This window comes from Chitinophaga caseinilytica (genome assembly GCF_038396765.1).
Taxonomy (GTDB): domain Bacteria; phylum Bacteroidota; class Bacteroidia; order Chitinophagales; family Chitinophagaceae; genus Chitinophaga; species Chitinophaga caseinilytica.
The window spans coordinates 4,843,107-4,857,034 of the sequence record NZ_CP150096.1; the positions used below are offsets into that span (position 1 = coordinate 4,843,107).

The 13,928-nt window shown below is 56.8% G+C and carries 15 protein-coding genes; 9 read left to right on the forward strand and 6 right to left on the reverse strand.

The genetic code is table 11. The annotated features are described in order from the left end of the window. The first annotated feature begins 14 nt into the window (after nucleotides 1-14). Nucleotides 15-230 (forward strand): hypothetical protein, encoded by a 216-nt coding sequence (locus WJU22_RS19965; protein WP_341839932.1) that lies wholly within the window; start codon nucleotides 15-17, stop codon nucleotides 228-230. A 132-nt stretch (nucleotides 231-362) separates the two neighbouring features. Here the strand turns inward: WJU22_RS19965 and WJU22_RS19970 are convergent, their stop codons facing one another. Both WJU22_RS19970 and WJU22_RS19975 read right to left on the reverse strand, forming a co-directional pair. Continuing rightward, the gene (locus tag WJU22_RS19970) at nucleotides 363-1,025 is read right to left on the reverse strand and encodes a hypothetical protein (RefSeq protein ID WP_341839933.1); all 663 of its coding nucleotides are present in this window, start codon (nucleotides 1,023-1,025) and stop codon (nucleotides 363-365) included. A 4-nt stretch (nucleotides 1,026-1,029) separates the two neighbouring features. After that, the gene (locus WJU22_RS19975) at nucleotides 1,030-1,497 is read right to left on the reverse strand and encodes a translesion error-prone DNA polymerase V autoproteolytic subunit (protein ID WP_341839934.1); all 468 of its coding nucleotides are present in this window, start codon (nucleotides 1,495-1,497) and stop codon (nucleotides 1,030-1,032) included. A gap of 174 nt (nucleotides 1,498-1,671) precedes the next feature. Between WJU22_RS19975 and WJU22_RS19980 the strand changes: the two genes are divergently transcribed. Continuing rightward, entirely contained in the window at nucleotides 1,672-1,935 is a 264-nt protein-coding gene (locus tag WJU22_RS19980) for a hypothetical protein (RefSeq protein ID WP_341839935.1), read from the forward strand. Here WJU22_RS19980 and WJU22_RS19985 read toward each other — a convergent pair. After that, nucleotides 1,930-2,061 (reverse strand): hypothetical protein, encoded by a 132-nt coding sequence (locus WJU22_RS19985; protein ID WP_341839936.1) that lies wholly within the window; start codon nucleotides 2,059-2,061, stop codon nucleotides 1,930-1,932. The genes WJU22_RS19980 and WJU22_RS19985 overlap by 6 nt on opposite strands. A 53-nt stretch (nucleotides 2,062-2,114) precedes the next feature. After that, a complete protein-coding gene (locus WJU22_RS19990) occupies nucleotides 2,115-4,538 on the reverse strand; it encodes an ABC transporter permease (RefSeq protein ID WP_341839937.1) in 2,424 nt (807 codons plus the stop codon). A gap of 188 nt (nucleotides 4,539-4,726) precedes the next feature. Between WJU22_RS19990 and proB the strand changes: the two genes are divergently transcribed. The 5 genes from proB to WJU22_RS20015 all read left to right on the forward strand — a co-directional run bounded on the left by proB (nucleotide 4,727) and on the right by WJU22_RS20015 (nucleotide 9,090). Next, nucleotides 4,727-5,770: a glutamate 5-kinase gene (gene proB / locus WJU22_RS19995; protein ID WP_341839938.1), complete on the forward strand. Its 1,044-nt coding sequence runs from the start codon at nucleotides 4,727-4,729 to the stop codon at nucleotides 5,768-5,770. 10 nt (nucleotides 5,771-5,780) lie between these two features. Continuing rightward, nucleotides 5,781-6,101 carry a hypothetical protein gene (locus WJU22_RS20000; RefSeq protein WP_341839939.1) on the forward strand — a complete coding sequence of 107 codons (321 nt, stop codon included), beginning with the start codon at nucleotides 5,781-5,783 and terminating at the stop codon, nucleotides 6,099-6,101. Next, nucleotides 6,089-7,027, forward strand: a complete 939-nt coding sequence (locus WJU22_RS20005) for a glutamate-5-semialdehyde dehydrogenase (protein WP_341839940.1) — start codon at nucleotides 6,089-6,091, stop codon at nucleotides 7,025-7,027. The genes WJU22_RS20000 and WJU22_RS20005 overlap by 13 nt, the downstream gene beginning before the upstream one ends. Nucleotides 7,028-7,092: 65 nt before the next feature. Next, nucleotides 7,093-8,166, forward strand: coding sequence for a hypothetical protein (locus WJU22_RS20010; protein WP_341839941.1), 1,074 nt, complete (start codon nucleotides 7,093-7,095; stop codon nucleotides 8,164-8,166). A 45-nt stretch (nucleotides 8,167-8,211) separates the two neighbouring features. Then, nucleotides 8,212-9,090 carry an MBL fold metallo-hydrolase gene (locus WJU22_RS20015; RefSeq protein WP_341839942.1) on the forward strand — a complete coding sequence of 293 codons (879 nt, stop codon included), beginning with the start codon at nucleotides 8,212-8,214 and terminating at the stop codon, nucleotides 9,088-9,090. A gap of 39 nt (nucleotides 9,091-9,129) precedes the next feature. Here the strand turns inward: WJU22_RS20015 and WJU22_RS20020 are convergent, their stop codons facing one another. Together WJU22_RS20020 and WJU22_RS20025 are read right to left on the reverse strand one after the other, a co-directional pair. Next, entirely contained in the window at nucleotides 9,130-10,128 is a 999-nt protein-coding gene (locus tag WJU22_RS20020; RefSeq protein ID WP_341839943.1) for a type IX secretion system membrane protein PorP/SprF, read from the reverse strand. 76 nt (nucleotides 10,129-10,204) lie between these two features. After that, a complete protein-coding gene (locus WJU22_RS20025; protein WP_341839944.1) occupies nucleotides 10,205-12,334 on the reverse strand; it encodes a DNA topoisomerase 3 in 2,130 nt (709 codons plus the stop codon). Nucleotides 12,335-12,471: 137 nt separating this feature from the next. On the opposite strand from WJU22_RS20025, the gene WJU22_RS20030 reads away from it, so the two are divergent. Both WJU22_RS20030 and WJU22_RS20035 read left to right on the forward strand, forming a co-directional pair. Next, complete coding sequence (locus WJU22_RS20030; RefSeq protein ID WP_341839945.1) at nucleotides 12,472-12,837, forward strand: hypothetical protein; 366 nt, start codon at nucleotides 12,472-12,474, stop codon at nucleotides 12,835-12,837. A gap of 43 nt (nucleotides 12,838-12,880) precedes the next feature. Beyond that, a complete protein-coding gene (locus WJU22_RS20035) occupies nucleotides 12,881-13,456 on the forward strand; it encodes a DUF4256 domain-containing protein (RefSeq protein WP_341839946.1) in 576 nt (191 codons plus the stop codon). Nucleotides 13,457-13,928: the final 472 nt, after the last annotated feature.

Consider the following 13,928-nt stretch of genomic DNA (forward strand, 5'->3'; position numbering starts at 1 on the left):
GGAAACTTCCTCATATGAAAACATTGGGTATCATTCTCATCATTGCGGGTATTGCCATGGTCCTCATCCGCGGGTTCAACGTTCAAACCGACAAAACGATCATCGACGCAGGCCCGATCGAAGTGTCGAAAAAAGAGAACCGCTGGATCGGCTGGCCTACTTACCTGGGTGGCATCGTAGCCATTGCGGGGATCGTACTGGTCGTAAGCGGGAAGCGGAAAGGCGCATAAAAAAACCAGGCCCCTGTGAACAGGGGCCGGCGGATTGCTTCCATATTAATCATTACACATTCTGCATGTTGAAATAGGCCGGGGTCCGGCGCTTCCCGGGCGCGGCACCGTATTTTCCCCGGCCGTTGTCTTTTATTTTTCCTGCAAATAGTCTTTCAACCATTTGCCCGCCTGTATGCGGTCGTCTTCCCCCGCCGCGCCGAAGATCAGCGTGAGGCCCCAGGCGCGCCCGCCGAGCTGGAACAGGGGATTTTTTTCATCGACCCGCCACACCGCATACCGGCCGGTACGGAACAGCAGGCGGCAGTCCCACGTGAAATAGTACGGCTGATCGGCCGGCGGCGTGATGGTGACCTCGTATTTTTTGTAATGGGATACGGCATGGTCTTTCACCAGCTTACGGTCGTAAGTATCGCCCGGCACCACGTGGCGCTTTCCCGTGCCCGCTTTGGGCGGCTGGTACAGGTGTTCCTGGAACAGATCGAACCAGAGGCGTTGCACCTGGTGGATGTGATGCAGGAACCCGGCTTTGGGCACGCCTTCGAACTGGACGAGCCAGCGGTGGAGGGTGGCGGGCTTGAGGTACACGCGCACGCCCTGCCAGTCTTTGTAACTGACGCCGGTGTTTACGTACCGGGAGAACCCCAGCTTCCAGAGGCGCTGCGGATCGATGGGGATGGGCGAGAGTTCTGGCAACAGCTGTGGCATGGCGGCGAAATGTTCGCCGCGGATCTGCATGACCTTGCCGTTACGGTAAAACAGGCCCCCCAATGCTATTTCTTCCAGCTCTATCATGGCATTATCTTTTACGCAGCCGCATTTCTTTCCGGTCGATCACTACCTGCGCCACCACACCCCAAACCTGGAAGGCGTCGGTGTCCCGGACCACGATGGGGTCGTACATGGCGTTTTCGGGATAGAGCATCCAGCCGGTGGAGGATTTGACGAGGGTCTTGACGGTGAATTCGCCGTTGAGGACGGCCACTACAATGTCGTTAGGCATAGGTTTGAGGGAGCGGTCTACCACCAGATAGCTCCTGTCGGGCACGTGCGCGTCGGTCATGGAATGGCCGTCGACCCGCACGATGAAAACGGACGGCTTGTTCATACCCAGCAGGTTGACGAGGTCTATTTCCTCTTCCATGTAGTCTTGCGCGGGCGAAGGGAATCCTGCTTTCAGCGGGGTCCAGATATAGGGCACGCTTATCTCTCCGGTGGCTCGGACGGCGTAAAAGGAAAGGCCGTTCCGCTGGTTAACTGCATACATGTATTGCTAATATTTTTAGCAATATTAACTAAAGAACTTAGCATAAATGATGGGTATCTGCCCAACAGATAAAGATATGTTAAAGAACAACCGTATATCCCACAAAAGTGCTACCTTGAATGTCCGCCATCGCACAGACAACCCGTTAAACCATCAGAGAAAAAACCGAACATCATGCATTCACGCATTCTGTACATCGCACCAAGCGGACCGCTCTGTTTCATTGACTACCTCACGGTTGCCGAAGGAAGGGCTGTGCTGGAAAAGCTGCGAAATACGATGGATTTTTCCAGGTTTACGCAAATGGTGTATGAATTCAGGCTGGTGAGGATGATGAAAGACAAGATCGTCGGCATCGACCGGCTGATGTTGCCGCGGTTCGACCGCAAGCTGATCGAAATTTTCCTGGACAGTTGCTGTCGCACTCCCACTTTATAACAATATCCCCGCCAACAGGAATCCCATGGCAACGGAAACGATGACCGCCACGAAGCCCGGCCTGATAAAGCTGTGGTTGATGAGGTATTTGCCTACGCGCGTGGTGCCCGTTTTGTCGAACTCCATGGCTGCCAATCAACACGCAGGAACGGCCGATGGTTGGCCGGGGTGGAAATTTGCTATTCCGACCGGAGGCTTTTCACCGGGTTGGCCGTTGCGGCGCGGAAGCTCTGGATCCCCACGGTCAGGAAAGCCACGACCAGCACGATGAGCAGCGGCAGCACGAACGGCATCCAGCCCATGCCCGTCCGGAACGCATACCCGTCCAGCCAGCGCGAAGAAAACCACCATGCCAGCGGCGCCCCCATCCCGAAAGCCCACAGGATCAGTGTGGCGTATTCGCGGTACAGCAACCCGAGGATCTGCGGAACGGAGGCGCCCAGCACCTTCCGCACCCCGATCTCCTTGGTCCGCTGCATCACCGTGAAAGATGCCAGCCCGAAGAGGCCCAGGCACGCCACGAAAATGGCCAGGCCCGTAAACACGCCGAACACCTGACCGAAACGCTGGTCGGCCTTGTATTGATTGTCGAAATATTGGTCGAGGAAGAAATAATCGAACGGATTGTCGGGGAAAAGGGCCGCATATTGCTGCTGCACTTTCGTAATGGCCTGCTGCGCGTTATCTGCCGTGATCCGCATCGAGATCGCCCCCTTCACGCCCGGCTCGTACCGGAAGATCAGCGGTTCGATGGACTCGCGGAGCGATTCCTGGTGGAAATCGTCCACCACGCCCACGATCGTATAGAACTTCTCCCAGAAATTGATCTGCTTGCCGATCGCATCCTCCGGTTTGGCGAATCCCAGTTTGCGGAGGCCCGTCCGGTTGAACATCACCGATTCCCCTTCCCCGCCGAACTGGTCGGAAAAGCCGCGCCCGGCGAGCATTTTCAAGCCGAAAGCCTGCACGAAAAACCCGTCGGTCGTCACCACCCGGTATTCTTTCCCCATCTTGAAATCCTCTCCCCGCAAGCGGATCCCCGCCGCGTTGAAATCGACTGGCTGGCCGGGAATGTAGGAAGAAGCGGTGAGCTCGCGGATGAGGCTCTCGTTGCGCAGACTGTTCCGCAGCGCAGCCAGTTTCTGCCCGTAGATCGCATCATCCACTGCCATGGGCGCTTTCACGACGAGGGTCTGCTCCATCTGGAAGCCCAGCTCCTGCGACCGCATGAACCGGATCTGTTTAAAAACGATGAGCGTACCCACCAGCAGGAACAGCGACGCGGCAAACTGGAATACTACCAGCGCCTTGCGCAAACCCGCGCCCTGCCGCGAGGAGATCACTTTCCCCTTCAACACTGCCTCCGGTTTGAAGCGGGACAGTACGAATGCCGGGTACATCCCCGAAAGCAGCGATCCCGCCAGGTAAAGCCCCGTCAGCGCCGTCCAGAAAACACGACTGCCGAACAGCGACATGGTGAGCGATTGCCCGGAGATGTTATTGAAAAGCGGCATCACCGCGCTCATGAGCAACACGGCCAGGCCCACGGCCAGCGCGTTAAGCAGCGCGGATTCCAGCAGGAACTGCCAGACCAGCTGGCTGCGCTGTGAGCCCACGGCCTTCCGCACGCCTACTTCCACGGCACGGTTGAGCGCGCGGGCGGTAGCGAGGTTGATATAATTGATCCAGGCGATGACAATGATGAACAGCGCGATGCCCAGCAATAAATACACCGTGTTCCCGTCTCCGTTAGGCTCCGCTTCCATCCTTCCGTGGGAATACAGGTGGATGTCTGACAGCGGCATCAGCGAATAGGCCACATGCACGGGCGTACCGTCTTTCATTTTGGCCAGGCGCTTCACCATTCCGGGGAACCGGGCTTCCATCGCTGCCGGGTCGGAGCCCGGGCGCAGCAGCACGTAGGTCAGGCAGCCGTCCCAGGTCCAGGTGGTTTCCAGCCCGGGGCTTTCGGCGTCTTTGACGAATGTGGACCAGGATGTAAGCGTTTGGGGGTGGATGTGGCTGTTTTCAGGAAGATCGGCATACACGCCCACCACGCGGAAAACCTTTCCCTGGTTGCGCAGGACGTTTTTGCCCACGGGGTCTTCCTCCCCGAACAATTTTTTCGCCACGGTTTCGGAAAGCAGCAGGGTGTTGGGCTCCGAAAGCACGGTGGCCGCGTCGCCTTTCAGCAGCGGCACGGAAAAAACCTTCAAAAACGAAGGCGTGGCCCAGAAAGCCTGTTCGATCCGCAATCCTTCCCCGCTTTTCCCCGCCACGTTCATCAGCAGCGGCTGCGCCTTGATCAGCTTTACCACTTCCTCCACTTCCGTGAATTCGTTTTTCAGGTGCGTGCCGACGCCGAACGTGCCGGCGGCCCAGTTGGTGGAGAGGTTGTTCCCTTCGTCCATCCGTTGCTGCTGCACGCGGTAGATGCGGTCCTTCTTCTCATGGAAACCATCGTAGCTCAGCTCGTTGGAAACGTATTGCAGGATCAGCAGCGATGCGGCGATGCCGATAGCGAGGCCGAGGATGTTGATGATGGAGAACATCCGGTTGCGGCTGAGGTTGCGCCATGCTATTTTGATATAATTCATCCACATACGGGAAAGGATTTGCGGGAGGGCTGCAAACAGGTTGCCATAAATCGGTATGCAGCACTGGCGCGGGTTTCGGATAACGGTGACCGGCAGGAATGTCCGCTTTCGGACAGGGCCCGTCCGGCCGCGGGCGTTTCCGGACAGGCAGGCGGCTTGCAGAAACGGGCGCGTTTGAATATTTTTATACCCGAATGAAAAATACGAACAAACCGATACTTGTCATAAAATTCGGTACTGCGTCCATTACGCACGGCAACGGGGAACTGAACGAGTCCGTCATCTCCGAGATCGCCAAACAGGTGGCGGCGGTACACGACCGCTACAATGTGGTGCTCGTTTCTTCCGGCGCCGTGGCGGCGGGAAAGCGTTTCCTGAAAGAATATGCCGGCTCCATCAGCGAGCGCAAAGCGGCGGCAGCCATTGGTAACCCCTTGCTGCTCAACCGGTATACGCATTATTTTTCCCAATACGGCATCCCCGTGGCGCAAAGCCTCTGCGAGCGCAGCCACTTTTCGAACCGCAACCAGTTCCTCCAATTGCATAAAACGTACGAGGAACTGTGGGCCAGCGGCATCATCCCCATCGCCAATGAAAACGACGTGGTGAGCGACCTGGAGCTGAAGTTTTCCGACAACGACGAGCTGGCGACGCTCATCGCGGTGGGTTTCGGCGCCTCCATGCTGCTGTTCTCCACCAGCGTGGGCGGTGTGCTCGACCGCGAAGGGAAGATCGTTCCCCTCATCCCCGAAATTGACGAAGCCGCCTTTTCGCTGGCAGATACCAGCAAATCGAGCATGGGCCTCGGCGGCATGGTATCTAAGCTTACGTTCGCACGCCTGGCCACCCGGATGGGCATCCAGGTGGTGATTTTCGGGATCGGCACGCCGGAAGGGGTTTCCCTGGCCACGGCGGGCAAAACGGGGACGCTTTGCCCGCCGCAGCCCTGCAGCATGCCCGCCCGCCGCAAATGGCTGGCCAGCGGCAGCCTGGTGACCGGCAGGATACAGGTAGACGCCGGCGCGCAGAAAGCCCTGGAAAAACGGCACTCCCTCCTCGCCGTGGGCGTCAGGGAAGTGCTGGAGAAGTTCGAATGCGGCGAAGTGATCGAAATTGCGGGAGAATCCGGCGAAGTGTTTGCCGTGGCCCGCGCCAAAGTGAGCTCCGACGACCTTGCCGGCGACAGCCGCGCCAAAAACCTCGAAGTGGCCCATGCCGACGAAATCGTCATCCTTTAAACCGAACGTTATGACCACCATCATACCCCTGCTCGAAAAAGCACAAAATGCCTCCCGGTCCGTCAAATCCGCGGGAGACGCGGCCAAACAGGCTATCCTCCGCCGCATCGGCGCGCTGCTGCTGGCCAATGCCGCCGCCATCATGGACGAGAACAAAAAAGACCTCGACCAGATGCCCGACGGCGATCCGCGGAAAGACCGGCTGCTGCTCAATGAAGCGCGCATCCGCGACCTCGCCGCCAGCCTGGACGACATCGCCCTGCTCCCCGACCCTTCCGGTCAGCTGTTGTCCGAAAAAAGCTGGATAACGGGCTGCTCGTGCGCAAGGTGACGGCGCCCCTGGGCGTGGTGGGCGTCATTTACGAATCGCGGCCCAATGTAACGGTAGACGTGGCCGCCCTTTGCATCCGCTCCGGCAACGCCGCCGTGCTCCGTGGCGGAACGGACGCGTTCCATACCAATACCGTGCTCGTTTCCCTCATCCGCCAGGCGCTGGAAGAAAACAGCGTGGACCCTGATGCCGTGGTGCTCCTGCCGACCGACCGCGCCCTGGTGAACGAACTGCTCACCGCTACCCAGTTCGTGGATATCATCATCCCCCGCGGCTCCCAATCCCTCATCGATTTCGTGCGGCAGCATTCCCGCGTGCCCGTGATCGAAACGGGCGCCGGCGTTTGCCATACTTACGTGGAAGCCTCGGCCGACCTGGATAAAGCCGCCAACATCGTCACCAATGCGAAGGTGAGCCGTCCGTCGGTGTGCAACGCGCTGGACACGGTGATCGTCGACGGTTCCATCGCCGCCGATTTCCTCCCCATCCTCGCGCCCCGGCTGGCGGCGTACCAGGTGGAGATTTTCGCGGACGAAACGGCCTTCCCTATCCTGCAGCAAGCGGGTTACCCTCACCTGCAACACGCCGGGGAAGCGGATTTCGGGCGGGAGTTCCTCGATTTCAAATGCTCCGTCAAGATCGTGGCCAACGCCGGGGAAGCACTGGCGCACATCCGCAGGTACTCCAGCCGCCATTCCGAAGCCATTGTAACACAAAATGCCGCGCTGGGCGAGCGTTTCCAGCAGGAAGTGGATGCAGCGGCGGTGTACGTTAACGCGTCCACCCGGTTTACCGACGGCGGCGTTTTCGGACTGGGTGCGGAAATCGGTATCTCGACACAGAAACTCCACGCCCGTGGCCCCTTTGCGCTGGAAAAACTGGTGACGGAAAAATGGATCGTGACCGGCGACGGGCAAACCCGCTGACCCTTCCCCCGACGAACAAAAGACGCGCATAGGTTGTTCTCCTTTCAGAACAACCTGGTTTCCTTATGTTAAAAGATCAAATGCACCAGCTGGCCCAAAGCCAGGAAGGCTCTTGCGTCACCATTGCGCTGGCGACCCACCGCACTCATCCGGATAACCAGCAGGACGCCATCCTGCTCAAAAATCTCGTCAATGAAGCGGAAAACCGGCTCCTGAAGGATTATGACCGCCGCAGCGTAGACGCCCTCCTGAAAAATCTCCATTCCCTCGAAACCCGGATCGATAACCGCCTCAACGATTTCGGGCTGTATGTTTTCGCATCCGCCGGCACCGCCGAATACGTGCGCACCATGTGGCCGCCGGCGGAAAATAAAGTGTACGTCGACAAGGAATTTGCCCTGCGGGATATCATCAAGGCCTACAACCGTTCCGAAGATTATTACATACTCCACCTCAGTCAATCCGGCGTGCAGCTGTACGAAGCGCTGAACGACCGTATTTATGGCGAAGTTTCCGAACACGGTTTCCCTTACCGCGACAACCCGCATTACATTACCGACCGCCAGGCAAGAAGCGATCCCAAAAAGGTCGATAATCAGATAAAGGAATTTTTGAATAAAGTCGACAAATCGATGGTCGCCGTTCATGCCGTGCATCCGCTGGAAATCATCGTGGCGGCTACACGCGAGAATTTCGACTACCTGCTGGAAGTGGCCGACCAGCCGAAGATCTACTCCGGTCATTTCACGATAGACGCGGGCCGGGCGGATATTCATTATTTGTCGGACAAGGCCTGGCCGGTGGTGAAAGACCTGCAGAAAGCGCGGCGTGCCGCGGCGATCGACGAGCTGATGGCCGGTGTTTCGAGCGGAAAGGTGTTGACGGACATGCAGGAAATCTACCTGGCAGCCCGGGAAGGCCGCGGGGAGCTGCTCCTCGTAAAAAGCAATTTCAGCCAGCCGATCGATATTACGCCGCAGGGGTTCGATTACGCGAAAGACGCCACGGTGCCCGGTATCAACGACGATATCGTGAACGACATCGCCTGGGAGGTGGTCGACAAGAAAGGCCGTGTGTTCTTTACCGATCAGCCGGCGCTCCGCCAGTTGGGCGACATCGCATTGCTCACGCGCTATTAATTCAAATTCGGCGGAATTGCGCTGAATTCGTTTTCTTTGCAAAGCATGTCGCTTTATTTCACATCGCTCAATTCGGGCAGCAACGGGAACTGTTATTACATCGGGAACGACCGCGAGGCCGTGCTGGTGGATGCGGGCATTTCGTGCCGGGAAACCGAGCGCCGGATGGCGCGTTTGGGGCTCGATATGGGAAAGGTGAAAGCGATCGTCGTATCTCACGAACATGTGGACCACATCCGCGGGATACCCGTGTTGAGCAAAAAATACGATCTCCCCGTGTTCATCACTGAAGCCACGCTCCGGCATAGCGGCATGCAGCTGGAAGGGCGGGCTTTCAGCGCGGGCGAGGCCATCGAAATCGGCGACCTGCACATCCAGCCGTTCGTCAAATACCACGACGCGGCCGATCCCCACAGTTTCCTCATCAGCTGCGGCCAGGCGCGGGTGGGCGTTTTCACGGACATCGGGCGGCCCTGCGGCGAGCTGGCGCGCCATTTTTCCATGTGCCACGCCGCGTTCCTCGAAACCAATTACGACACCGAAATGCTCGACAAGGGGCGCTACCCGATTTTCCTGAAAAACCGGATCAGAGGGGGCCACGGCCACCTGTCGAACAACGAAGCCCTGGAAGTTTTCCTGCGCCACCGCACGAAGCACCTGAGCCACGTGCTGCTGTCTCACCTGTCGCAAGACAATAACGACCCCGACCTGGTGCATTCCCTCTTCAGCCGGCACGCCAACGGAACGGAGATCGTTGTGGCGGGACGATACGCCGAAACGCCGGTGTTCCATATCAACCCATCGGAAGCGCCGCTGCCGCCGGTCCATCTTTCCATCTCCCAGCAACCGGCCATCCTCCCCCAGCCTGCCAACGGCAAAAAGAAGACAAACGAAAACCGGCCTGTCCAAACATCTTTGTTCTGAACAGACCGGAATCATGTTGCATGGTAACCCGCTAACCCATTAGAAATATCTTGGACTGACTTCCCGGACGCCTTTTTTCGGCATGAAAAGGCTGATGGAAATCTCGTGCGAGCCGGATTGGTAGTTCCGCAGCCCGCTGGTGGTAAAATCGTATGCGTACCCGACCCGCAGCCATTTTGCGGCCATGAATTCCACCATGGCGGACGCTGCGTCGCGGTTCGTAAGGTCCATGTTTTTGCCCGATGCGTCCCAGATGCGGATGCCGGTGCGGTACGATCCGCCGATCCACACCAGTTCGTGGATATTCAGGAAGCAGGAAAGGTCTACGTTACTGGGGCCCTTGAAATCGTCTTTCCAGAGGAAGGACGGCTTCAGCTTGAAGTTTTCCGCAAGGCTGATCACCGTTCCCGCGCCCAGGTAGAGGTGCGGATTGCGCTCCAGCGTGCGGAAGTATTCGTCGTTCCAGTTAAAACCCTTCACCCCCGTGGTTTGCAGCAGGTTGCGGATGGAGGCCGTGGCGTACCATTTGGGCGTATAGTAATAGACCCCGAAGTTGGCGTCCGGCTCGATGTGTGAGGCGTTCGTCACGGGGATGCTGTTATCGTGCTCGTCTACGTAGGTCAGCAGCGTGCCATCGAGCCGGTACTGCGTGAACCCGCCGCCGATGCCGAAGCAGAGGCGCCTGGCGCCGGAAGCGTCGAGCGGGATGCGGTAGGTGTAACCTGCGCCCACGCTGAGGGTCTTTTGCGGCCCGAGCTCTTCATGCAGGAAATTGGCGCTGAGGGCCATGCGGTCTTCCGCCGCCGGCGTGAGCCAGTCGATAGATGCGCCCGCAGATTTGGGCGATCCGGGAATGCCTTCCCATTGCCGCCGGTAAATGGCGTTGAAACTGGTGCCCCCGCGATACCCGGCGTAAGCCGTGTTTACGTTCAGCATATTGAAGACATACTGGCTGAACTGCACGTCTTGCTGCGCCCGGGCGCTTTCACATAGGAGCATGGCTAAAAGTAACAAACAAACAGGGTAGTGTTTTGCCATAAAGAGCGGTTTAAGCCGGCCCCTGGCCGACATACTACTCTATAACACGCGGATTCGCAGATGGTTGTAAAAATTTTCAGGAAGTCTGGACCACTACGTTGAAATGTTCGTCGAGCGCCAGGCGACCTTCTTTTTCGCCTTCCGGCGTGGCGAGGCCTTTGATTTTCCCCGTTTTTCCTTTGGTGAGGATGTCTTCCAGTTGTTTGTCCGTCAGTTTTTTGCCGAACAGTTCGAACGGGATTTTGAACCCGCAGGCGGCAAAGTTGGCGCAACCGTAAGCGGTATTCCCTTTTTTGACGGGGTGGGCCTTGCATTTCGGGCAGGTGGCGGCGGTGGGATCGGCGGGTTTCTTCGGCGCTTTGGGCTTGGCTTCCTTTTCCTTTTTCTCGGGCTCGGGCGGCCGTTCCGGCGCGATGGTGATGGATTTGCCGGTGTTGTTCTTCACGTCGCGGATGAGGGCGATCACCATGTCGGTCAGCTCCTGCCGGAAGGTGTCCATGGCATATTCCCCTTTTTCCATGAGGCGCAGCTTGCGTTCCCAGGCGCCGGTGAGCTCAGGGCTTTTGAGCAGTTCGTTTTCGATGGTATCGATGAGGTCGATGCCGGTTTGCGTGGCGAAGATGTTCTTTTTCTTCTTCTCGATGTATTTGCGGCGGAAGAGGGTTTCGATGATGTTGGCGCGGGTAGAAGGGCGGCCGATGCCGTTGTCTTTCAATACTTCGCGCATTTCCTCGTCTTCCACCTGCTTGCCGGCCGTTTCCATGGCGCGGAGCAGGGTGGCTTCCGTGTATGGTTTAGGCGGTGTGGTTTTGCCTTTGTGGATGCGGGGCTCGTGCGGACCGCTTTCCCCAACTTCGAATACGGGCAGGATCTTTTCGCCTTCTTCGGCGGGCTCGTCGCCTTCTTTGGGCGTGGGCGCGTCGTTGGCGTATACTTCCTTCCAGCCGGGCTCGAGGATCTGTTTGCCGGTGGCTTTGAATTCGACCTGGCCTACTTTGCCGAGCACGGTGGTGTTGGATATTTTACATTCCGGGTAGAACGCGGCGATGAAGCGGCGGGCTACGAGGTCGTAAATGCGTTTTTCGTCGAGATGCAGGTTTTCGGGGTACATGCCGGTGGGAATGATGGCATGGTGGTCGGTCACCTTTTTATCGTCGAACACGGATTTGAGTTTCGGGATGGGCTTTTCCAGCAGCGGTGCGATGAGGGCTGCGTAGGGCGTCAGGTCTTTGAGGATGCCGGCGATCTTGGGATGGAGGTCTTCTGAAAGGTAGGTGGTGTCTACACGCGGATAGGTGACGAGCTTCTTTTCGTAGAGGCTCTGGATGTACCGCAGGGTATCGTCTGCCGAGTAGCCGTATTTCTTATTGGCTTCCACCTGGAGTGCGGTGAGGTCGAACAGGCGGGGATTGCCTTCCTTTCCTTCTTTTTTCTCGAAGGAAGTGATCTCGAAGGGGTGTTCCTTGAGATAGGCGAGCCCTTTTTCGGCGCGCTCCACGACTACGATCCGGTCAATGGCGGCTGTGAATTCTACTTTTTTATAGATGGTTTTCAGTTCCCAGTATTCGGCTGAAACGAAGGCGTTGATCTCTTTCTGGCGGGCCACGATCATGGCGAGCGTGGGTGTCTGGACGCGGCCGATGGAAAGAACGGCCTTGCCCTGGGCGAATTTCTTGGTGAAAAGGCGGGTGGCGTTCATGCCGAGGAGCCAGTCGCCGATGGCGCGGGCGCTGCCGGCGGCGTAGAGGTTATCGTATTGGGCGGCGTCTTTGAGGGACTGGAACCCGTTTCTGATGGCTTCTTCGGTAAGCGAGGATATCCAGAGGCGTTTTACGGGCGCGGCGCAGCGGGCTTTGAGGAGTACCCATCGCTGGATGAGCTCCCCTTCCTGGCCGGCGTCACCGCAGTTGATGACCTCTTCGCATTGCTGGATGAGGGTTTCGATGACGCGGAACTGTTTTTCCACCCCGTTGTTTTCGATCAGTTTGATGCCGAACTGGGCGGGGATGATGGGCAGGTCGGACAGCGACCAGTATTTCCAGTGGGGGGAATAGTCGTGCGGTTCCTTGAGGGTACAGAAGTGCCCGAAGGTCCAGGTGACCTGGAACCCGTTCCCTTCATAATATCCATCTTTCCGGGTTTTGGCGCCCAACACTTCGGCAATGTCGCGCGCAACGCTCGGTTTTTCCGCTATACAGACTTTCATATCAGCCGCGAATTTCGGGGAAAAGGGGGAATATTTCAAGAAGATCGCTGTTCATGGCTGGCCATTTTGTACCGCCGATGGTTTATATATCAATTTGAAAAATGGCAAGCCAAAATTCCGGAGGAAATAATTTTTGTATGGTCGCAACACTTATATTCACTGAAAATCAAACTTCAAAAACGATCATGGGAGTTGATCTTTCCTGCAGGCGGGCTTGCATGAACGATCTGCCGCGAAAATCGAATTTTCTGCAAGCGGATATGTTTGGGGAGGAAGTTATGTGGCTGTTGAAAATGGTGCTGAACGAAACGATCGGCGGCAAGGCCAACGTTGCCCTCGATTTGGAACCGGAGCGGGCAAGGTCTGTTCATTGTTATTGGCTGGAGCTGCCGTGGGCTCCCAAACCAGCAACCAAAGCAGGAAACGGTGTAAGATCAAACCAGCTGGCGGATAATTCATGTATCTATACACGTGAAATTTCGTGTGGGGTTGATTACATTTGATACAGTTTTACATACCATTATCTACTGTTAAAATCCTGATGATATGCCCACCACACCCAACAGCAAAAAGAAGTTAACCGCAGACCAGCGGGATGCGCTGCTCAAAACCCTGAAGGCCCGCTTCGAGAAAAACATGCGGCGTCACAAGGGGATCGACTGGAGTAAAGTCCAGGAAAGGGTCGAAGCGCACCCGGCGAAGTTATGGTCGCTGAACGAGATGGAGGAAACCGGCGGCGAGCCGGATGTGATCGGATTCGATAAAAAATCCGGCGAAATCACATTCTGCGACTGTGCCCCCGAAAGTCCCAAAGGCCGGCGGAGCACTTGTTACGACTATGAAGCCCTCCAGTCCAGGAAAGAGCACAAGCCCAAAACGAGCGCTATCGACATGGCGAACGAAATAGGCATCACCATACTCACCGAAGCACAATATCGTGCATTGCAGGAGCTTGGGGAATTCGACCTGAAAACCTCGAGCTGGGTCAAAACCCCGGACGATATCCGTGAGTTGGGCGGCGCCATCTTCTGCGACCGCCGGTATAACAAGGTGTTCATGTATCACAACGGCGCGGAATCGTATTACGGGGCGCGCGGTTTCCGGGGGATTTTGGTGGTTTGATCTTCTGGCGGGGATTGTTGGTTGCCCAGGCTGGTATCCTAAGGTGATTTTCTATGTAGCAGGCGCGTCGCGCGAATTACTTCAGGAATTGCTGTTCCAGCGGCTAAGCAATAGGTTCCCGGAACTATTGACTGTCCGATGCCGGTATTGGGCTTGGTTTACTGATGTTCGCTCAGCAGTATTGCGTCTGGTTCCGGAAAGTTTTTGATTCCAATGCATCAACATAACGGAAGTGTTTCACCAGGTTCCGGAAAGATTTTTAATCGCTGTGCTACAATGAAACGGCCACATTTCGCCCAGGTTCCGGAAAGGCTTTTAATACTTCCCTTTGTATCAAAAATTAAAAACATGTTTCTTGTAGTACATTAAAGTGCGCAAAACAGCCGTGAAAGAAAGTGATATTGAAACTTTGGTAGCGTAGTACTATCGGCAGGTGGTGATGTTCGACGAAATTAAAGATTGTACCAGGCTC